This is a genomic window from Citrobacter sp. C6_1, assembly GCF_014596835.2.
Taxonomy (GTDB): domain Bacteria; phylum Pseudomonadota; class Gammaproteobacteria; order Enterobacterales; family Enterobacteriaceae; genus Citrobacter; species Citrobacter pasteurii.
On sequence record NZ_CP115031.1, the window covers coordinates 2392958 to 2412682 of the forward strand.

19 protein-coding genes and 1 pseudogene are annotated in these 19725 nt (G+C 50.1%); 10 read left to right on the forward strand and 10 right to left on the reverse strand.

The window, feature by feature from the left end:
* Positions 1 to 15: 15 nt before the first annotated feature.
* Positions 16 to 702 carry a type II CAAX endopeptidase family protein gene (locus tag IB196_RS11625; protein WP_149691591.1) on the reverse strand — a complete coding sequence of 229 codons (687 nt, stop codon included), beginning with the start codon at positions 700 to 702 and terminating at the stop codon, positions 16 to 18.
* A 174-nt stretch (positions 703 to 876) separates the two neighbouring features.
* Here IB196_RS11625 and IB196_RS11630 point away from each other — a divergent pair, with 174 nt between their 5' ends.
* The 3 genes from IB196_RS11630 to IB196_RS11640 all read left to right on the forward strand — a co-directional run bounded on the left by IB196_RS11630 (position 877) and on the right by IB196_RS11640 (position 3971).
* Entirely contained in the window at positions 877 to 2364 is a 1488-nt protein-coding gene (locus tag IB196_RS11630) for a carboxypeptidase M32 (protein WP_005121167.1), read from the forward strand.
* A gap of 137 nt (positions 2365 to 2501) precedes the next feature.
* A complete protein-coding gene (gene asr / locus IB196_RS11635) occupies positions 2502 to 2879 on the forward strand; it encodes an acid resistance repetitive basic protein Asr (RefSeq protein ID WP_188232222.1) in 378 nt (125 codons plus the stop codon).
* Between the two features lie 270 nt (positions 2880 to 3149).
* On the forward strand, positions 3150 to 3971 hold the full coding sequence (locus IB196_RS11640; protein ID WP_005121169.1) for a serine protease: 822 nt from the start codon (positions 3150 to 3152) through the stop codon (positions 3969 to 3971).
* A gap of 34 nt (positions 3972 to 4005) precedes the next feature.
* On the opposite strand, the gene mdtI is transcribed toward IB196_RS11640, so the two are convergent.
* Both mdtI and mdtJ read right to left on the reverse strand, forming a co-directional pair.
* Positions 4006 to 4335 carry a multidrug/spermidine efflux SMR transporter subunit MdtI gene (gene mdtI, locus IB196_RS11645; RefSeq protein ID WP_188232217.1) on the reverse strand — a complete coding sequence of 110 codons (330 nt, stop codon included), beginning with the start codon at positions 4333 to 4335 and terminating at the stop codon, positions 4006 to 4008.
* Complete coding sequence (gene mdtJ, locus IB196_RS11650; protein WP_161958620.1) at positions 4322 to 4687, reverse strand: multidrug/spermidine efflux SMR transporter subunit MdtJ; 366 nt, start codon at positions 4685 to 4687, stop codon at positions 4322 to 4324. Before mdtJ ends, mdtI begins: the two co-directional genes overlap by 14 nt.
* Positions 4688 to 5095: 408 nt before the next feature.
* Between mdtJ and IB196_RS11655 the strand changes: the two genes are divergently transcribed.
* On the forward strand, positions 5096 to 6130 hold the full coding sequence (locus tag IB196_RS11655) for an AI-2E family transporter (protein WP_188232216.1): 1035 nt from the start codon (positions 5096 to 5098) through the stop codon (positions 6128 to 6130).
* A 46-nt stretch (positions 6131 to 6176) separates the two neighbouring features.
* On the opposite strand, the gene pntB is transcribed toward IB196_RS11655, so the two are convergent.
* Positions 6177 to 7565 carry a Re/Si-specific NAD(P)(+) transhydrogenase subunit beta gene (pntB, locus tag IB196_RS11660; RefSeq protein ID WP_005121173.1) on the reverse strand — a complete coding sequence of 463 codons (1389 nt, stop codon included), beginning with the start codon at positions 7563 to 7565 and terminating at the stop codon, positions 6177 to 6179.
* 10 nt (positions 7566 to 7575) lie between these two features.
* Entirely contained in the window at positions 7576 to 9105 is a 1530-nt protein-coding gene (gene pntA / locus IB196_RS11665) for a Re/Si-specific NAD(P)(+) transhydrogenase subunit alpha (RefSeq protein ID WP_005121174.1), read from the reverse strand.
* Positions 9106 to 9630: 525 nt separating this feature from the next.
* Here pntA and ydgH point away from each other — a divergent pair.
* The 3 genes from ydgH (at position 9631) to folM (ending at position 12905) form a co-directional block, all read left to right on the forward strand.
* Complete coding sequence (gene ydgH / locus IB196_RS11670; RefSeq protein WP_005121175.1) at positions 9631 to 10575, forward strand: DUF1471 family protein YdgH; 945 nt, start codon at positions 9631 to 9633, stop codon at positions 10573 to 10575.
* A 187-nt stretch (positions 10576 to 10762) separates the two neighbouring features.
* Complete coding sequence (locus tag IB196_RS11675; protein WP_048211728.1) at positions 10763 to 12145, forward strand: amino acid permease; 1383 nt, start codon at positions 10763 to 10765, stop codon at positions 12143 to 12145.
* A 37-nt stretch (positions 12146 to 12182) separates the two neighbouring features.
* Positions 12183 to 12905 (forward strand): dihydromonapterin reductase, encoded by a 723-nt coding sequence (folM, locus tag IB196_RS11680; RefSeq protein ID WP_188232215.1) that lies wholly within the window; start codon positions 12183 to 12185, stop codon positions 12903 to 12905.
* Here the strand turns inward: folM and IB196_RS11685 are convergent.
* Positions 12902 to 13237, reverse strand: coding sequence for a GlpM family protein (locus IB196_RS11685; protein ID WP_005121178.1), 336 nt, complete (start codon positions 13235 to 13237; stop codon positions 12902 to 12904). The genes folM and IB196_RS11685 overlap by 4 nt on opposite strands.
* Before the next feature lie 126 nt (positions 13238 to 13363).
* Between IB196_RS11685 and rstA the strand changes: the two genes are divergently transcribed.
* Entirely contained in the window at positions 13364 to 14098 is a 735-nt protein-coding gene (gene rstA / locus IB196_RS11690; protein ID WP_040233906.1) for a two-component system response regulator RstA, read from the forward strand.
* A gap of 245 nt (positions 14099 to 14343) precedes the next feature.
* Positions 14344 to 15684, forward strand: a complete 1341-nt coding sequence (locus tag IB196_RS11695) for an L-cystine transporter (protein WP_188232214.1) — start codon at positions 14344 to 14346, stop codon at positions 15682 to 15684.
* A gap of 52 nt (positions 15685 to 15736) precedes the next feature.
* Here the strand turns inward: IB196_RS11695 and IB196_RS11700 are convergent, their stop codons facing one another.
* The 4 genes and pseudogenes from IB196_RS11700 to IB196_RS11715 form a co-directional block, all read right to left on the reverse strand.
* Positions 15737 to 16765 (reverse strand): HoxN/HupN/NixA family nickel/cobalt transporter, encoded by a 1029-nt coding sequence (locus IB196_RS11700; protein ID WP_149691587.1) that lies wholly within the window; start codon positions 16763 to 16765, stop codon positions 15737 to 15739.
* A gap of 115 nt (positions 16766 to 16880) precedes the next feature.
* Positions 16881 to 17192 (reverse strand): annotated as a pseudogene (locus tag IB196_RS11705) (aminoglycoside phosphotransferase family protein); the annotation flags it as partial.
* Positions 17193 to 17251: 59 nt separating this feature from the next.
* Positions 17252 to 17776, reverse strand: coding sequence for a hypothetical protein (locus IB196_RS11710; RefSeq protein ID WP_005121183.1), 525 nt, complete (start codon positions 17774 to 17776; stop codon positions 17252 to 17254).
* A gap of 41 nt (positions 17777 to 17817) precedes the next feature.
* Complete coding sequence (locus IB196_RS11715) at positions 17818 to 18162, reverse strand: DUF1294 domain-containing protein (RefSeq protein ID WP_188232213.1); 345 nt, start codon at positions 18160 to 18162, stop codon at positions 17818 to 17820.
* A gap of 206 nt (positions 18163 to 18368) precedes the next feature.
* On the opposite strand from IB196_RS11715, the gene rstB reads away from it, so the two are divergent.
* Positions 18369 to 19670, forward strand: coding sequence for a two-component system sensor histidine kinase RstB (gene rstB, locus IB196_RS11720; protein ID WP_188232212.1), 1302 nt, complete (start codon positions 18369 to 18371; stop codon positions 19668 to 19670).
* The last annotated feature ends 55 nt before the right edge of the window (positions 19671 to 19725 follow it).

The window sequence follows — 19725 nt, forward strand, 5'->3', positions numbered from 1 at the left end:
GGCATTATAAACATCTCACGATAACATAAACGTCTGGGCGCTAATCTGCAGAGCAATTACCGTACCGTTCATCAAAATATGTAGCATAATCGGCATCAGTAAACCGTTACTTTTCAGCCTCGCCAGGATCAAAACCTGGGACACAATAAACAACAACAATAACGTTCTCAGATCCACATACTGTGTATGCATCACGGCGAAAATAGCCGACACCACCACTGACGACAATCCTGTTTTATTATTGAACCAGTACTGGAAGGCATTGAACAGGCAGCCCCTGAAGATGATTTCTTCATACACGGGTGCAAGCAATATCAGCGTTAGACTGGATAACCAAAGCGCGTAGCTGTTCAGTGAGACCTGGCTTGTCACCCATTCTTCGGTCTTTCTGATCCCCAATACCCAGGGCAGGACTAGCTGCACAATCAGCAGCGCAACAAACAATATGGCAAACCACCGGGCGTTGAATGTTCCTTTCCCGAGACCGTCTCTTTTTCTGAAGAAAACGTAATACAACGGCACCAGGACGACGAATTCCAGTGTAAACAGCAGCGGGAAAAGTAATCCTTTGGCGAGCAAGTCGTGACTGGCAGGGAAAAATAATGGGGAAAATGTGAGGCCGAACATCAACAAAAACATAGAGAAACAACCAGCCACCGCTTTTGTCCTTGCGATATATTCGCTACTGACTTCCTGTTGCACACCTGCTCCTTGGATAAAATGAAATGTTCTCGTTATCTGAACAACACACAATCATGATAAAAAGTATCATTATCATTTACAAGCTACCAAAATTCCCATCACCTATGATGAATGGGTTAATTTGCGAAATCGCGTTAGACTCTGAAATCTGGTCCAACAGAACGAGAACAAAAAATGAGTAACAGTGATAATTACCATCAACTTACCCGCACGTTCCAGCGCCTCTCTCGCTTTTCCCACCTCTCGGCAATCGCCAGTTGGGACATGTTTACCATGATGCCGCCTGGCGGTAGCAAAGCCCGGGGTGAAGCGCTGGCTGAACTGAGCGTGCTTGAACATCAACTGTTAACCGATGCCAACGTGGCAAAGTGGATCGCCGCCGCACAGCAGGAAGACCTGAACGATGTCGAGCAGGCCAATCTGCGCGAAATGTCACGGCTACATCATCAAGCGTCCTTGCTACCCGAATCACTGGTAGAAGCGAAATCACTGGCGGGTAGTCGTTGCGAACATGCCTGGCGCAGCCAACGCCCTGCCAATGACTGGGAAGGTTTTGCTGAAAACCTGAAAGAGGTGGTTAAGTACAGCCGCGAAGAAGCCCGACTGCGTGCAGAAGCGAAAGGATGTTTGCCCTACGACGCATTGCTGGATGTCTTTGAACCAGAGATGACCAGCGCCCGGCTGGATATTCTCTTTGCCGACATCAAGAGCTGGCTACCCGAATTGCTCAATAAGGTGGTGGCAAAACAATCACAGCAATCACTTATCGCCCCGACAGGCCCCTTCCCGACTGCAGTTCAGCGTGAGCTGGGTCTTGAAACCATGGCGCAGTTAGGTTTTGATTTTACCGCGGGGCGCCTGGACATCAGTGCACATCCGTTCTGCGGTGGCGTACCGCAAGATGTCCGGATTACCACCCGCTATGATGAAAACGAACTGCTCAGCGCGTTATTTGGCGTCATTCATGAGACAGGTCATGCGCGTTATGAGCAAAATTTACCTCAGAACTGGGCAGGACAACCTATTGCTCTGGCACGATCAACCGCCATCCATGAATCTCAGAGCCTGTTCTTTGAAATGCAATTAGGCCGCAGCCCGGCGTTTCTGAAACGGTTAATTCCCGCAGTAACCCGGCATTTTGGCGATCAACCCGCCTTTGAGGAAAGCAATTTCATCGCCTGGAACCAGCAGGTCAAACCGGGCTTTATCCGCGTTGACGCTGACGAAGTTAGCTATCCTGCTCACGTGATCCTGCGTTATGAAATTGAGCGTGCGTTGATTAACGGCGACATTGAGGTTGATGATATTCCTGCCTTGTGGAATGAAAAAATGCAGGCCTGGTTAGGGCTTTCTACGATCGGGAACTACCGTAACGGCTGTATGCAGGATATCCACTGGACCGATGGTGGTTTTGGCTACTTCCCTTCGTACACATTGGGGGCGATGTATGCAGCCCAGCTTTTCAGTGCAGCTAACCGTGCATTGCCAGACTTAAACCACGCCATTGCGCAAGGAGACTTTAGCGCCTTGTTTGACTGGTTGCGCCAGAATATCTGGCAACATGGCAGTCGTTTCACGACCGAACAGCTCATTACCCAGGCAACCGGAGAGCCGCTGAGCAGCCGCTATTTCCGCGCCCATCTGGAAGCCCGCTATCTGTAATCGTATACCGTGAGTCATTGTACAAACGGTTACACGCCGAAACCAATGACTCACGGAAGCCCAGAGATTACAGCGATATAGTTATTTCAACGGCCCCGCAGTGGGGTTGAATGAAAAACCAAATCGAGGGTATGAGAATGAAAAAAGTATTAGCTCTGGTTGTTGCCGCTGCTATGGGTCTGTCTTCCGCTGCATTTGCTGCTGAAACAACTGCTACTACCGCTCCGACTGCGGCTGCGGCTGCGGCTGCGACCACGAAAGCCGCACCGGCAAAAACCACTCATCATAAAAAACAGCACAAAGCAGCTCCGCAGAAAGCACAGGCCGCTAAAAAGCACGCTAAAAAATCCGCAGCTACACCGGCTGTAGAGCAGAAAGCTCAGGCTGCTAAAAAACACACCAAAAAAGCAGCAACTAAACCAGCCGCAGAGCAGAAAGCTCAGGCTGCTAAAAAACACACCAAAAAAGCAGTAAAACACGAAACCGCTAAACCAGCTGCTCAACCGGCTGCATAAAACATCTGTAGCAACCATGGCGTCCCCCACGCCATAGCATACGGCGCTAAATCAGACTGATTTAGCGCCGCTTTTCGGAGGGTAAAATGGTGTCACATTACCGCTTTGAGTTCATTCTTATTACCCTGATAATTTGCGCTCTTATCGCCATGCATTTTTATCTTTCCTGAGTGTAGTTCTCTGATTTTACTCCCACTTTCCCGCCGTCCCGTCTATAGTATTAACTGAGGGTTTGCTGTTAATAATCATAATTCCCCACCAGAGTGTGATATGCATAAAACCATTGCGGTATTACTGGGTTCAATTTGTCTATTTCCTGTCGTTGCACACGCGGAGCAGCCTGCAACGACCATTGCTGAAGCCGATAACATAAAAACGCTGTTTTTTGGTCATGACGATCGTGTGAGGGTGACTGACCCAACGCAATCACCGTGGGACGCTATCGGGCAACTGGAAACCGCCAGCGGTAACCTGTGTACGGCTACGCTCATTTCACCCCACCTGGCCCTGACCGCCGGGCACTGCTTACTCACCCCACCAAAAGGCAAGCCGGATAAAGCCGTCGCGCTACGTTTTGTGTCGAAAAAGGGTATCTGGCGCTATGAAATTCACGGCATTGAAGGACGGGTTGATCCCTCTCTCGGCAAGCGTTTAAAAGCAGATGGTGACGGCTGGATTGTCCCACCTTCTGCAGCCCCGTGGGATTTTGGTCTCGTGGTGTTACGTTATCCCCCCTCCGGGATCACGCCGCTACCTTTATTTGACGGTGATAAAGCCGCGTTAACCGCTGCGCTAAAAGCTGCGGACCGTAAAGTGACTCAGTCGGGGTACCCGGAAGATCACCTGGATGACCTGTACACGCATCAGGATTGCGCGGTAACTGGCTGGGCGCAAAATACAGTCTTGTCGCATCAGTGCGATACGCTCCCTGGCGACAGCGGCTCCCCATTGATGTTAAAGACAGATTCAGGCTGGCAATTGATTGGTGTGCAAAGCTCCGCTCCAGCAGCAAAAGATCGCTGGCGGGCGGATAATCGCGCCATTTCTGTGACGGGTTTTCGCGATAAACTAGAAGCACTGGCGAAAGGATGACGCATGCTGCCCACGTTTGCGGGCAGCACGTAGATTAGGCAAGTTTGATCATTATCATTCCGGCCAGAAGCAAGGCGACGCCAATCCAGCCTTTGTTATTCAGGCGCTGACCAAAAAGCACCCATCCTGCGGCTAACGTTGCGGCGATCCCGAATCCTCCCCACAGCGCGTAGGCGACAGAAAGGTCGATCCCCTTTACCGCCTGGGACAGCGCACTAAAGGCCGCTAACACCGCCACCAGCGACAACACGCCATAAGCCTTAAGGCGGAAACCATCGGAAAATTTTAAGAAGACGTTAGCAACGATTTCAAGAACGATGGCCATTCCAAGCCAGGCGCCGTGAACCCACTCAAACTGCTGCATGGGTCACCTCCCTCCTCGCTTTTGCCGGCTTGCGTGTACCCGATTTGATCAACACAATGCCTAACACCAGCGAGACCAGTCCAGCAACTTTCATCGTGGTCAAGGTTTCGTCAAATAACAACACGCTAAACAACGTAATAAATAAAATTCCGATACCTTCCCATAAGGCATAGGCCACACCAAGGGCAATTTTTTTAACGGCAAAACTGAGAAAAATATACGATAAGGCGATCATTACCAGCATTAAAATAAAGCCCGCATTACCATGGCCTACGCTGGCCCATTTCATTGACAGCGTACCGGTAATTTCAGCCGCAATGGCCAGACCTAATAATATCCAGTAAAACATGATGCTTCTCCTGCTTGAGAATATAGTCCTTTGGGCCTACTGCATGCAGTAAACCAAAAAATAGAATCAGATAGCTCAGCGCATAACGCCAGCTCAGGCAGAAGAAGGGACTAAAGCGCGTTGCGCCAGTGTTGCTCACCCGCAAGCAAGAAAGTGGAGGAGGTACGAAGAAGTGTAGGTAAACGCAAAAACATCCTGAACGTATTGTCCATAATATTACAATTATCCGCAGTGTTGCTTCTCATCATCGCGGATGATAATTGTCCTCGGTAGTTAAACACAGATGATTTGTATCATAGGTTCAATGCGAACTCAAAATCTTTTCACTTCTTTACCCGGCTCGTTTGATTTTTGTTATAACGGCTCGAGGCAGATCACATTATTATATTGATAAAAAACTCAGGGATTCACATGGCAAAACCGATCATCACGCTTAACGGCCTAAAAATAGTTATTATGCTTGGCATGTTGGTTATCATTTTAACCGGTATCCGATTTGCCGCCGATATCATCGTACCGTTTATTCTGGCGTTATTTATCGCCGTCGTGCTTAATCCCGTAGTACAGCGCATGGTTAAGCTCCGCATACCGCGTGTATTCGCCGTGTCATTGCTGGTTGTTATTATTGTCATGCTAATGGTGCTGCTTCTGGCTTATTTAGGTACATCCTTAAATGAGCTGGCACGGACACTGCCGCAATATCGTTCGTCATTGGTTATCCCACTGAAAAATATCGAACCGTGGCTACAACGTGCGGGGATCGGTGTTTCCGTAGACGAGTTGGTGAAATATGTCGATCCGAACGCTGCGATGACGCTGGTCACCAATTTATTGACACAACTCTCTAATGCGATGTCCTCGATATTTCTACTGTTGCTGACTGTGGTTTTTATGCTGCTGGAAGTACCGCAACTCCCCGGAAAACTAAAACAAATGATGAGCCGCCCTCTTGAGGGAATGGCCGCAATCCAACGCGCTATCGACAGTGTCTCACACTATCTGGTGCTAAAAACCGCCATCAGTATCGTCACCGGCCTGGCTGCCTGGGGCATGCTTGCCGCACTGGATGTCCGCTTCGCGTTTGTCTGGGGACTACTGGCCTTTGCCCTGAATTATATCCCTAACATCGGTTCGGTGCTGGCAGCGATTCCCCCTATTGCTCAGGTACTGGTATTCAGTGGTTTTTACGACGCGTTGCTCGTGCTGGCTGGTTATCTTGTGATTAACCTGGTATTCGGCAATATCCTCGAACCCCGCATCATGGGGCGTGGGCTGGGACTTTCTACGCTGGTGGTATTCCTGTCGCTGATTTTTTGGGGCTGGCTGCTCGGCCCTGTTGGGATGCTGCTTTCTGTTCCGCTAACCATCATTGTGAAAATCGCGCTTGAGCAAACCAATGGCGGTCAAAACATTGCCGTACTACTGAGCGATCTCAACAAAGAGTAAAATGCAAAACGGCCTCCGCAGAGGCCGTTTCAGTTTTTGCTGACGGTTACAGCGCTTTCAGGATCGCATCCACGCTGGCTTTGGCATCGCCAAACAACATATGGGTGTTTTCTTTAAAGAACAGCGGGTTCTGCACACCTGCATAACCGGTGTTCATTGAGCGTTTGAACACGATAACATTCTGCGCTTTCCACACTTCCAGCACCGGCATTCCGGCTATCGGGCTGCGCGGATCATCCTGCGCTGCCGGGTTCACCGTATCGTTCGCGCCAATAACCAGAACGGTATCGGTGTCGGCGAAATCATCGTTGATCTCATCCATTTCCAACACGATGTCATACGGCACTTTGGCTTCCGCCAACAGCACGTTCATATGACCAGGCAAACGCCCTGCTACCGGGTGAATACCAAAGCGGACTTTGATACCACGGGCGCGCAGTTTCTCAGTAATTTCCGCCACCGGATACTGCGCCTGCGCCACCGCCATACCGTAGCCCGGGGTGATAATCACAGAATGCGAGTTTTTCAGCATTTCAGCGGTATCTTCAGCATTAATCTCGCGATGTTCACCTGCTTCTTCGGTATCACCGGTTGAGGAACCGTCAGTACCAAACCCACCCGCAATAACGCTGATGAAAGAACGGTTCATGGCCTTACACATAATGTAAGACAGGATCGCACCCGAGGAACCGACCAGCGCACCCGTAACGATCAGCAGATCGTTGCTCAGCATAAAGCCTGCCGCTGCTGCTGCCCATCCTGAATAGGAGTTCAGCATAGAGACGACGACCGGCATATCGGCCCCACCGATGGATGCAACCAGGTGCCAACCAAACGCCAGTGCGATAATGGTCATCACCAGCAGCGCCAGAACCTGCAGGCCCACGCTCTCGGTACGAACAAACACCACCAGCAGCAGGAAAGAAACCACCAGCGCCGCCAGGTTCAATTTATGGCGGTTCGGCAGCATCAGCGGCTTAGATGAGATCTTGCCGCGCAGTTTACCAAACGCCACGATAGAACCGGTGAAGGTTACTGCACCGATAAAGATGCCGAGGAACACTTCAGTCAGGTGAATGTTCACCAGGATCGGTTCCAGACCGGTATCGTGATACAGATAGCTGTTGAAACCAACCAGTACGGCTGCCAGACCGACGAAGCTGTGCAGAATCGCCACCAGCTCCGGCATCTCGGTCATCTCGACTCTTTTCGCCAGACGAATACCAATTGCGCCACCAATGATCATTGCAACCAGAATCCAGGCGACGTTGCCGGTATCCGGGCCAAAAATCGTGGCAATCAACGCAATCGCCATCCCGGCGATGCCGTAGTTGTTACCCTGTTGAGACGTTTCGTGTTTGGAAAGCCCCGCCAGACTAAAAATAAACAGGATTGCGGCAACAATGTATGCAGCTGTAACTAATCCTCCAGACATATGTTACCCCTTAGTTTTTCCGGAACATTTTCAGCATGCGCTGAGTCACGGTGAAGCCACCGAAAATATTAATGCTGGCAATAAGCACCGCGATAAAACTCAGGAAACTCACCCAGCCGCCCTGGCCAATTTGTAATAATGCCCCCACGACGATGATCCCGGAGATAGCGTTAGTCACGGACATCAGCGGGGTATGCAACGCATGCGAGACATTCCACACCACGTAGTAACCCACCACGCAAGAAAGAGCGAACACCGTAAAGTGTCCGAGGAACTCTTTTGGCGCAACATCGGCTAGCCAGCCAAACAGAATCACCACCAACGCCATCAGCGCATATTTGCGCCATGGGGATGCAGGTTTTTTCTCTTCCTGTGGTGCAGGTGCAGCTTTAGGCGCCGCTTGTGGCTGAGCAGAAACCTGGATGGGTGGTGCAGGCCACGTAATTTCACCATCGCGAACCACTGTCACGCCGCGCACCACTACATCGTCAAAATCAACGGTGATGTTGCCGTCTTTCTCTTTGCATAACAGTTTCAGCAAGTTGACAAGGTTGGTGCCATACAATTGTGAAGACTGAGTCGGCAAACGACCCGGCAAATCGGTATAGCCGATAACCTTGACGCCGTTCTCGGTGGTGGTCACCTGATTGGCAACGGTATACTCGCAGTTACCCCCATTTTGCGCGGCGAGATCGACAATCACGCTGCCGGGCTTCATCGAATCAACCATCTCACGCGTGATCAGTTTCGGCGCTGGTTTCCCCGGGATCAGCGCGGTGGTAACGATGATGTCGACGTCTTTTGCCTGAGCGGCGAACAGTTCCATCTCCGCTTTTATAAACGCTTCGGACATCACTTTGGCGTAGCCATCGCCGCTGCCCGCTTCTTCTTTAAAGTCCAGTTCGAGGAACTCAGCGCCCATACTCTGAACTTGTTCTTTTACTTCCGGGCGTGTGTCAAAGGCGCGAACAATCGCCCCGAGGCTGTTTGCCGCACCGATAGCGGCCAATCCCGCCACGCCAGCACCGATCACCATCACCTTGGCAGGAGGCACTTTACCCGCCGCGGTAATTTGCCCGGTAAAGAACCGTCCGAACTCATGTGCCGCTTCAACAATTGCACGATACCCGGCAATGTTGGCCATCGAGCTTAAGGCATCCAGTGACTGCGCGCGCGAAATTCGCGGCACGGAATCCATCGCCATGACCGTCACATTTCGCTCTGCGAGTTTTTGCAGTAGTTCAGGGTTCTGCGCAGGCCAGAGAAAACTCACCAGCGTGGTACCCGGATTAAGCAACGGAATCTCAAACGCTTCTGGCGCATTGACCTTCAGGATAATCTCTGACTGCCAGACAGTATTCCCGTCAACAATTTCTGCGCCTGCTTGCACAAACGCCTTATCGTCAAAACTAGCCAGTTGACCTGCGCCGCTTTCAACCGCGACGCTAAAACCCAGCTTCAGCAGCTGCTCAACCGTTTTCGGTGTGGCTGCAACACGGGTTTCATTGGTTAACCGTTCTTTTGGTATGCCAATTCGCATAATGTTCCCTTCCATCTGTATTTTTGATGATGGTTTATCAATGTTCGCAAGAGGCATGCGCACACTCCCGAGAGAGCTCAGTGTTACCTCAATAAAATAAAACAGTAACAAACTCTGTATAAGCTACTGAAAATGACGCCTGTGATCTAGCGCCAAAAAACAGTATTTATTATGAAATTTGCAAAACAGGAATGAATTCACTCGCAAGCAGGGATAATGCCCTTTAAATAGCCCGCAAAGGCTGATAATTCGCTCAAGCGAAGCGGCAAAACATGATTAAGCGCCACCATAGAACAATTGATTAACATTAAATTAACTTATAAAATTCAACTGCTTTATCAGTTTTAGCCGCCAAATGCCGAATTTTTAGACATATCACTAAATGTTATCGATGTTGTTAGCATGGGTGGCACGATGAGTGAAAAATCACGCAGACACTGACACAATTTAAATGCAATAATCAGCCACGTTTCTAGTCAATAACAATACCAGTACCTGGTTTGCGCAAGGCGAAGGATTATTTTTATGAAGCTTAAGAACACTCTCCTGGCGTCCGCTCTTCTTTCTGCGACTGCTTTTTCTGTAAATGCAGCGACAGAATTGACGCCGGAGCAAGCAGCGGCCCTGAAACCCTATGACCGCATTGTGGTTACCGGTCGTTTTAATGCTATCGGTGATGCGGTAGACGCCGTATCCCGTCGTGCAGATAAAGACGGTGCAGCCTCCTTTTATGTTGTTGATACCTCAGATTTTGGCAGTGGCGGTAACTGGCGCGTCGTCGCCGATATCTATAAAGCCGACGCTGAAAAAGCAGAAGTCACCAAAAATCGCGTCATCAACGGCGTTATGGAATTACCGAAAGACCAGGCTGTTCTGATTGAACCTTTCGATACCGTTACGGTTCAGGGTTTCTACCGCAGCCAGCCTGAAGTAAATGATGCCATCACCAAAGTGGCGAAAGAAAAAGGGGCTTACTCTTTTTATATCGTACGCCAGGTTGATGCCAACCAGGGGGGTAACCAACGTATTACCGCATTCATCTACAAAGAAGATGCGAAAAAACGTGTTGTTCAAAGCCCTGATGCGATCCCTGCCGATTCTGATGCCGGACGTGCCGCGTTAGCAGCCGGCGGCGAAGCCGCGAAGAAAGTTGAAATCCCAGGCGTGGCAACAACCGCGTCTCCGAGTGCCGAAGTGGGTCGTTTCTTCGAAACTCAGTCAACTAAAGGCGGACGTTACACTGTCACCCTGCCTGACGGTACTAAAGTTGAAGAGTTGAACAAAGCTACCGCCGCGATGATGGTGCCGTTCGACAGCATCAAGTTCACCGGTAACTATGGCAACATGACCGAAGTATCTTACCAGGTTGCGAAACGTGCAGCGAAAAAAGGTGCCAAGTACTACCACATTACCCGCCAGTGGTCGGAACGTGGTAACAACATGACCATCAGCGCCGACCTGTATAAGTAACAGACAGTTGTAACAATAAAAGGCGGCTTTATGCCGCCTTTAGCATTTTTAGTCACAAATCTGCCTATCCCCATTGCATGCGTTGTCTTCTCTCCGTAAAATCCCGCGCCTTGAGTCGCTTTCACCATTTTTATGCGATTTGCCAAAATAATTATTCTCTCACTCTCGTTTTTGTAACTGGATACAAATGGAAAAGAAATTGGGTCTGAGCGCACTGACAGCGCTGGTTCTAAGCTCCATGCTTGGTGCCGGTGTTTTCAGCCTGCCACAAAATATGGCTGCGGTAGCCAGCCCGGCAGCGTTATTGATTGGTTGGGCGATTACGGGTGCGGGGATCCTGCTGCTCGCGTTTGCCATGCTTATCCTGACGCGTATCCGCCCGGAACTGGACGGCGGTATCTTTACCTACGCGCGTGAAGGCTTCGGAGAGCTGATCGGTTTCTGTTCCGCGTGGGGATATTGGCTGTGCGCCGTTATCGCTAACGTTTCCTATCTGGTTATCGTCTTTTCCGCACTTAGCTTCTTTACCGATACACCTGCGTTGCGTCTGTTTGGCGACGGGAATACCTGGCAGTCTATTGTTGGCGCATCGGTACTGCTGTGGGTCGTGCATTTTCTGGTGTTACGTGGTGTACAGACAGCCGCCAGCATTAATCTGGTGGCGACGCTGGCGAAGCTACTGCCGCTTGGCCTGTTTATCGTTCTGGCATTTATGTTATTTAAGCTCGACACCTTTAGCCTGGACTTTACCGGTGTGAAACTGGGTGTTCCTGTCTGGGAGCAAGTTAAAAACACCATGCTTATCACCCTGTGGGTGTTTATCGGTGTGGAAGGCGCTGTCGTGGTGTCCGCGCGGGCGCGGAACAAACGCGATGTCGGGCGCGCGACGTTGCTGGCAGTACTTGCCGCTCTTGGCGTCTACCTGCTGGTGACCTTGCTTTCTCTTGGCGTGGTCGCTCGCCCGGAACTGGCTGAAATCCGCAACCCATCAATGGCTGGCCTGATGGTTAAAATGATGGGGCCATGGGGCGAAATCATTATCGCCGCGGGTTTGATTGTCTCTGTCTGTGGCGCCTATTTGAGCTGGACGATTATGGCGGCGGAAGTCCCGTTTCTGGCATCCACGCACAAAGCATTCCCGCGTATTTTTGCCCGTCAGAATGCGCAAGGTGCGCCTTCTGCATCACTGTGGCTGACTAACATCTGCGTACAGGTCTGTCTGGTGCTGATCTGGCTCACAGGTTCTGACTACAATACGTTGCTGACTATTGCCTCAGAGATGATTCTGGTGCCCTATTTCCTCGTCGGCGCATTTTTGCTGAAAATAGCGACCCGCCCAATTCATCAGGCTGTTGGTGTCGGTGCATGCATTTATGGCTTATGGTTACTGTACGCGTCAGGTCCGATGCACCTGTTGTTGTCCGTGGTGCTGTATGCTCCGGGGTTGCTGGTTTTCCTTTATGCCCGCAAAACTCACGCGCATGACAACGTATTAAAACGCCAGGAAATGGCTTTGATCGGCCTGCTTCTTGTAGCAGCTGTTCCAGCGACCTGGATGCTGATGGGTTAAATAGTTGACCCATCGTTTGCGACTCATGGAGAACTCGATGGGTAAAAAGCCCGCTTTGCCAATACTTATCACCGGAGGGGGCCGTCGCATCGGTCTCGCCATCGCGTGGCATTTTCTGAATCAAAAGCAGCCAGTGATCGTCAGCTACCGGACACACTACCCGGCGATTGATGGCCTGCAAGAGGCGGGTGCACTGTGTATTCAGGCTGACTTCGCGACCGACGAAGGTGTACTCGCTTTTGCCAGGGAAGTGAAAGCCCGTACCGAAGGTTTACGCGCTATTGTGCATAATGCCAGCGCCTGGCTTGCCGAAAAACCGGGGCTACCGCTTTCTGAGGTGCTGTCCAGTATGATGCAGATCCACGTGAATACCCCTTACCTGCTTAATCACGCGCTGGAAGGCCTGCTGCGCGGACATGGGCATGCAGCCAGCGATATTATCCATTTTACTGATTACGTCGTAGAACGCGGCAGTGACAAGCATATTGCGTATGCTGCCAGTAAAGCTGCTCTGGATAACATGACCCGTTCATTCGCCCGCAAACTGGCTCCGGAAGTGAAAGTTAACGCAATCGCCCCCTCGCTAATCCTGTTTAACGAGGGTGACGATGCAGAATATCGTCAGCAGGCGCTGAATAAATCATTGATGAAAACAGCGCCCGGTGAAAAAGAAGTCATTGATTTAATAGACTACCTGTTTACCAGCTGCTTTGTCACCGGCCGCAGCTTTGCCGTTGACGGTGGTCGCCACCTGCGCTAGTGCAGTTTTATCCAACAAAAGATCAGCAACCACGCGCTCAGGCTCCAGCAGACTACCGAGCCAATGAGCGCGACGGGTAAACGCATAAAACCAGTGAAGTACCACAGTGAAATGAGGTAGACAAAATAGGGAATAATCGACCACATGCTGAAGACGATAGTTGTACGTAATGCCTCTATTCCACGCTCACTGGCCACAATATAGTGAGCTATCAGCGCAAAGGTCGGGAACAGTGGAATTAACCCCGCAATATAATAATTCTTTGTTTTAGCCAGTAAACCAATCAGCACCACTACCAGCGCGCCCAGCGCCGCTTTTACTACGAGCCCCATCGTTTTGCCTTAACACATCAATAACATCAGCCTCTAGCATAACGGAAGCGTTCTCGTTTAGAAAAGATTAATGGAAGGAAAAACGATGGCGGTGTATGTTGGCGTTTTATATTCAAAATGAATGATATGAACACCATCGTATTTGTTGAAGATGATCCCGAAGTAGGTTCGCTGATTGCGGCCTATCTGGCCCGGCATGATATTGAGGTTATCGTTGAACCTCGTGGTGATTTGGCCGAAGTGAAAATTCTGCAAGTGCAACCCGATCTGGTGTTGTTAGATATTATGCTTCCAGGTAAGGACGGTATGACTATTTGCCGTGATTTGCGTGGGCGCTGGCAAGGTCCAATTGTCCTGCTGACTTCGCTGGACAGTGACATGAACCATATTCTGGCCCTCGAAATGGGTGCCTGCGATTATATCCTGAAAACCACACCACCGGCGGTGCTGCTCGCTCGCCTGCGCCTGCATTTACGCCAAAACGAACATTCAGCCCAGGCTAAAGGGATTCAGGCTGCCACCATCACCCCACACACCACGCTGCGTTTTGGCACCCTGACCATTGACCCAACAAATCGGTCTGTGCTGCTCGGCGGTGAACAAGTCGCCCTCTCTACGGCGGATTTTGAGTTACTTTGGGAACTGGCAACCCATGCCGGGCAGATTATGGACCGCGATGCGTTGCTAAAGAATCTGCGCGGCGTAAGTTATGACGGCATGGATCGCAGCGTGGATGTCGCGATCTCCCGGTTACGTAAAAAACTGCTCGATAACGCGACGGAACCCTACCGAATCAAAACGGTACGCAACAAAGGTTATTTGTTCGCGCCGCACGCCTGGGACGACGAGACTCAGAAGTAATCCGCCGGGCCGGTCACGTTGATCGGCCAAACTCACCCTTTCACGTTACACTGTCACATGCAATCGGCTACATAACAGGCATACAAACGCCATCCAGTTCCATTACACATTTTTTGTATGGCCGCTCACCTCCTCGCTCCCTATAATCCGTTCCGGTCCTGAACCCTTAGGGTTCATAGGTTTATTTCGCAATGACAACTCTCTTTCCGGCATTTCAGGTGCTGAATGAGGCAAGAGGCTACACTATGTTCGTTACGTTCGCGTATATCGCGTTTTTTTTGGTTTGTTCATGGGCTATTTTCAGAATCAACCAAAAAAATCACTCCCTTTCAAAAAGTGTCTTCATCGCTATTTTTTTAGGTGCCATTATCGGCTTATCCCTGCATCTCATTGCAACTGACGACAGTAAAACGGTTATCGACTGGTATAACGTTATTGGCAACGGCTATGTGAATTTACTGAAGCTGGTTGCGGTTCCGCTGATATTCATCTCTATTCTCTCGGCCATTAATAAGCTTGAAAACAATGCAGGCATTGGGAAAATGTCATTAACCATCGTCGGATGTATGCTCTGTCTGGTGATGATTGCCGGATTTGTTGGGCTACTGACAGCGCATGTATTAGGTCTGGACGCCAGCGCGTTTGTTCATATGCAGTCCACGCTGACGGCTGATGATGTGAGTAAAACGGCTGCCATTTCGCTGCCAAAACTAATTACATCGCTGATACCTACCAACATTTTTCTCGACCTGACTGGCGCCAGAAACGTTTCCGTTATTGGCATAGTTATCTTCACGCTACTGGCTGGCGTGGCATTATTAAAGGTCAAACAAGACGCCCCGCAAGAAGGTGAAAAATTAAGTGCTGGCATTAACGCCATTCAGATTTGGGTGATGAAGATGGTACGCATCGTTATTGCCCTCACCCCTTATGGCGTGATGGCATTAATGGCTGGCGTATTTTCAGCATATCGCCTGGAGCAATTTGCCAGTCTGTTAGGCTTTATCGCCGCCTGTTATCTTGCAATTCTGGTGATGTTTATTGTTCATGCGCTAATACTGGTGCTGAGTGGCAATAATCCTGTTCACTATTTTAAAACCGTCTGGCCGGTATTAACCTTTGCATTTGTTTCACGCAGCAGTGCGGCATCTATTCCGCTGGCTATTTCCGCTCAGGAAAAGTTTGGCGTGCAAAATACAATTGCCAATATCGCGGCCTCATTTGGCTCAAGCATGGGTCAAAACGGCTGCGCAGGGATCTACCCTGCCATTATGGTAGCGATGATTGCGCCAACAATTGGGATTGATCCGCTATCGGTTCATTTTCTACTCGCCATGCTGCCTGCAATTGCGCTGGGCTCTATCGGCGTTGCTGGCGTAGGCGGCGGCGGAACATTCGCTGCGCTGATCGTCCTTTCAACGCTTAATTTCCCGGTCGCACTGGTGGGGATTTTCATCGCCATCGAGCCTGTTGTCGATATGGCCAGAACGGCATTAAACGTGAATGGTTCTATGATGTCAGGCGTGCTGGCAAACAGGTTCCTGAACAAGCGAACTGAAGAACCGCAACGCGTCAACGCGAGTTAGTCAGTCTTTCTGTATGATTAAAGCCTTCTGTGAACAGGAAGGCTTTTTTGCATTAACTAAACGTCAGTCCGTCGTATTTTTTCCAACGGTAATTTACTGCAGAAATAATCCAGCAGCCGATAAAGAGGCCAATAATGGCAAACCCGACATTCCCCATATGGTCACTCAAATCACTGACGGCATCCCACAACCCTCCCTGCAGTGAAAACGCCTGCGAAAGAAGCCCCAGCGCCTCCACTCCGCCAATAAATAGCGCAACGATCACGGAAGTCCCGGTAATGGTCATATTGTAATAGAGCTTACGCTGCGGCTTATTGAACGCCCATCCGTAGGCCTCAACCATCAGAATACTGTCGAGGCAGTCAATCAGCGCCATACCGCAAGTAAACAGCGCCGGGAATACTAAAATGGACCAGACAGACATCCCGTTGGAGGCGCTTGAAGCCGATATGCCCAATAACGAGATTTCAGTCGCGGTGTCAAAGCCCAGGCCAAATAAGAAACCAACAAAATACATGTGCCAGTCTTTCCCAACCAACCTGAAGGCTGAGCGGAATAGCCAATTCAGCGGACCTGAAACCGTGGCATCTTCCGTGGAGAGATCATAAATACCGGAACGTTTCAGATGGCGGAACGCCTTCCAGACCTGACAGAAAATGATGAGGTTGATGGTAGCCAGAATAAGCAGAAATGCGGCAGAAACGGTGGTTCCGATAATTCCACCAATATTCTGAAACCATACCATATGCTGCTTAAACACGCTGGTGGTCAGAGCAATACCAATGCTTGCCAGCACGACGATGGTGGAGTGCCCGAGGGAAAACCAGGCTCCCGTCGTCAGGGCTCGTTTGTTCTGCTGCATGAGCTTTCGCGTCGCGTTATCGATAGCGGCGATATGGTCGGCATCGACTGCATGACGCAAACCATAACACCACGCGATCAGGCTCAGCGCCAGTAACGAAGTGTTGTTGCTAAACGCGGTGAAAGCCCATAGCCACGCGACGATGTTTGCCCCAATGAGTATAACCATCAACAAAAGAATGTTCGGGCGTTTTTTTAATAATGAAAGCAATGGGCTCATCGTTCACGGCCCGTTAAATTTGAACTCACCAACACACCACCGTTCACTGATTGATTATTAAAACGTTTACCAGACTAATGATAACCCTTAAGAATTACCAGCCCAGTGTCGTAGATCAAAGTTGATGACTACCTGAGGCGAGTTCCGCAATCGCTAACTCTGCGACACGCAGGGGGACCGTCGCACTGTCCCCCTCTTGCATAAACCTGGCGGACGATAGTCCACACCAGGCAATAATCCACATCAACAAACGTTGCCGTTCTATCCCGGCAGTTTCGCGCACGATATTCACGCGTTGCGTGAATATTTCAGGCTCAATGGCGACAGGCCTGGCGGGATCGGCAAGATCCGGATTGGTAAAGATATTGGCGTAATCAAACCCGCGCTCACCCACCAGTCCTTTGGGATCGATAGCCAGCCATTGACTACAGATTTATCCAATGCGGCCTCTTATTTGATTGAACCTTGAGGCGATAAAACATATTGTTACTCCACTTTATAGGGAAATACATGAACAACGTTGCCTGCCAGTAGATACAATCCAAGGCTCTCGGTTCTTTGCTTAACTTCTTCAAGAGGACGTTGCAGATCGGGCTCACGTCCTCCCCATACCAGCAGCCCATTGTTGGCATAATGTTCCATGAACTCCAGGGTTTTGCCATTATCAAGCGCGATAACCACCCTGCTCACTTTTAGCAGTTGCAGAGAACCGTCATCATCTGCAATAAACATCCCTGTTATACAGAAATCAGATTCTTTGATCGGGAGCGGTGAAACAATCATGCCATTGGCCGCTACCGGTTTGAAATCCAGTTGCGAGGTCTTCACTTCTTCTGACGTTTGATACGGAATTCTGCCGCCCCAAATATGGATCCCGTCAGGGATTCCCTCCGGTAACGGTTGTGGGCTACCAGCCAGTTCAAGCGATTTGCCATCAGCAAACTCAACAACAATACTGCGACCGTTTTGTAAGGCTAAATCGCCATTCTGGTCGATAATATAGATCTTCATATCATCCTGTCTCCGCTGTTTTTAATGCTCGTGATTGATGCTCAGGAAGATGAAAATGCAAAGAGCCAATAAACAGCTGCCATCGCTGAAACACTCAGTAAGATACTGATTATGAAATAGGTTTTAAATGGCTGTTTTTGTGTTTTATGGCGAAAGAGTTGTTGGCCCGCAATCGCACCAGGCCACCCGCCCACCACGCCAAACACCAGCAAAGTGGATTCTGGCACTCTGTGCCAGGCCTTACGCGCCGCCATTTTATCTGCGCCGTAAATCACCAGCGTCAAAACATTAGCAAGCAGGCACCACATGACAAAGGAATGTGAGGTGAACATACTGCCTGACGCAGCCAAAATCAGTAGCAAGTAACAGAAACGATTGAGGTTCATTTTATTCGTTGTGGAATAGATCAGAATGCATCAAAGCCGCATTATACGTCATACATGCCAAAGCGCCGAGCGGAGCATGGCAATGCAGAAATAGTGGATACAGTGTAATCTGCTCCACTGAGTGTGTTTGATGGCATTCGGAAAGTTATCCGCATCCGCACATTTTCGATGAGATTTGCTAACCCTTTGAGCGTCTGGTGATTTTGATGAAAAAGCTGTTTGTGCAGTTTTATCTCTTGTTGTTTGTCTGTTTTCTGGTGATGACCCTGCTGGTTGGCCTGGTGTACAAATTCACCGCAGAACGTGCAGGCAGACAGTCGCTCGACGACTTGATGAAAAGCTCGTTGTACCTGATGCGCAGCGAATTACGCGAAATCCCACCGCGTGACTGGGGGAAAACCCTGAAAGAGATGGATTTAAATCTGTCTTTTGATCTTCGTGTAGAATCGTTGAATAAATACCATCTGGATGCTCCCACCATGCAGCGCTTGCGGGAAGGCGATATCGTTGCGCTCGACGATCAGTACACCTTTATTCAACGGATTCCGCGAAGCCACTATGTACTAGCCGTCGGCCCGGTACCTTATCTCTATTTCCTGCACCAGATGCGCTTGCTGGACGTCGCGCTGATGGCCTTCATTGCTATTTCATTGGCCTTCCCTGTGCTGATCTGGATGCGCCCACACTGGCAAGAGATGCTCAGACTGGAGGCCGCTGCGCAGCGTTTTGGTGAAGGGCATCTTAATGAGCGGTTGCACTTTGACAGCGGATCAAGCTTTGAGCGTCTGGGCGTGGCGTTTAACCAAATGGCAGACAATATCAATGCCCTGATTGCCAGTAAAAAACAGCTGATAGACGGCATTGCCCATGAGCTTCGTACCCCACTGGTACGTTTACGTTATCGGCTGGAAATGAGCGATAACCTCACCGAGCAGGAATCGCAGGCGCTAAACCGCGATATTGGTCAACTGGAAGCGTTAATTGAAGAATTGCTCACCTATGCTCGTCTGGATCGGCCGCAAAATGAGCTAAAACTCAGTGTTCCGGACCTGCCCATGTGGCTAACAACCCATCTGGAAGATGTACAAAGCGTCAATCCCGATCGTTCGGTACGCCTGCGCCATCTTCAGATCGGAGACTACGGCGCGCTGGATATGCGTTTGATGGAGCGTGTGCTGGATAATTTATTAAACAACGCGCTGCGTTACTGCCAGTCTACTGTGCAAGCCAGCCTGCAACTCAATGGGAGTCAGGCAACGCTGATCGTCGAAGATGATGGCCCCGGCATCGCGCCAGCTGCGCGCGAGCAAATTTTTGAACCGTTTGTACGTCTGGATCCCAGCCGTGACCGGGCGACAGGTGGCTGCGGACTTGGCCTCGCCATCGTCCACTCCATCGCTCTGGCTATGGGCGGTACTGTGATCTGTGATGAAAGTGAACTGGGTGGTGCCCGCTTCTCCTTCAGTTGGCCTGTCTGGCATAACATACCTGAATTTTCAGCTGCCTGACCTACACCGCTCGGTGGTCAGGCTGAGTGTCTTGTGCTATAAAAAAGTATGTTGT

Bases quoted from the DNA above. Each gene is read 5' to 3' on its own strand.
- IB196_RS11675 (WP_048211728.1), top strand. From the start codon at position 10,763: ATGGAAAAGAAATTGGGTCTGAGCGCACTGACAGCGCTGGTTCTAAGC.
- rstB (WP_188232212.1), top strand. From the start codon at position 18,369: ATGAAAAAGCTGTTTGTGCAGTTTTATCTCTTGTTGTTTGTCTGTTTT.
- IB196_RS11715 (WP_188232213.1), bottom strand. From the start codon at position 18,162: ATGAACCTCAATCGTTTCTGTTACTTGCTACTGATTTTGGCTGCGTCA.
- rstA (WP_040233906.1), top strand. From the start codon at position 13,364: ATGAACACCATCGTATTTGTTGAAGATGATCCCGAAGTAGGTTCGCTG.
- IB196_RS11710 (WP_005121183.1), bottom strand. From the start codon at position 17,776: ATGAAGATCTATATTATCGACCAGAATGGCGATTTAGCCTTACAAAAC.
- pntA (WP_005121174.1), bottom strand. From the start codon at position 9,105: ATGCGAATTGGCATACCAAAAGAACGGTTAACCAATGAAACCCGTGTT.
- IB196_RS11655 (WP_188232216.1), top strand. From the start codon at position 5,096: ATGGCAAAACCGATCATCACGCTTAACGGCCTAAAAATAGTTATTATG.
- IB196_RS11695 (WP_188232214.1), top strand. From the start codon at position 14,344: ATGTTCGTTACGTTCGCGTATATCGCGTTTTTTTTGGTTTGTTCATGG.
- mdtI (WP_188232217.1), bottom strand. From the start codon at position 4,335: ATGCAGCAGTTTGAGTGGGTTCACGGCGCCTGGCTTGGAATGGCCATC.
- pntB (WP_005121173.1), bottom strand. From the start codon at position 7,565: ATGTCTGGAGGATTAGTTACAGCTGCATACATTGTTGCCGCAATCCTG.
- asr (WP_188232222.1), top strand. From the start codon at position 2,502: ATGAAAAAAGTATTAGCTCTGGTTGTTGCCGCTGCTATGGGTCTGTCT.
- IB196_RS11685 (WP_005121178.1), bottom strand. From the start codon at position 13,237: ATGGGGCTCGTAGTAAAAGCGGCGCTGGGCGCGCTGGTAGTGGTGCTG.
- IB196_RS11630 (WP_005121167.1), top strand. From the start codon at position 877: ATGAGTAACAGTGATAATTACCATCAACTTACCCGCACGTTCCAGCGC.
- IB196_RS11640 (WP_005121169.1), top strand. From the start codon at position 3,150: ATGCATAAAACCATTGCGGTATTACTGGGTTCAATTTGTCTATTTCCT.
- ydgH (WP_005121175.1), top strand. From the start codon at position 9,631: ATGAAGCTTAAGAACACTCTCCTGGCGTCCGCTCTTCTTTCTGCGACT.
- folM (WP_188232215.1), top strand. From the start codon at position 12,183: ATGGGTAAAAAGCCCGCTTTGCCAATACTTATCACCGGAGGGGGCCGT.
- IB196_RS11700 (WP_149691587.1), bottom strand. From the start codon at position 16,765: ATGAGCCCATTGCTTTCATTATTAAAAAAACGCCCGAACATTCTTTTG.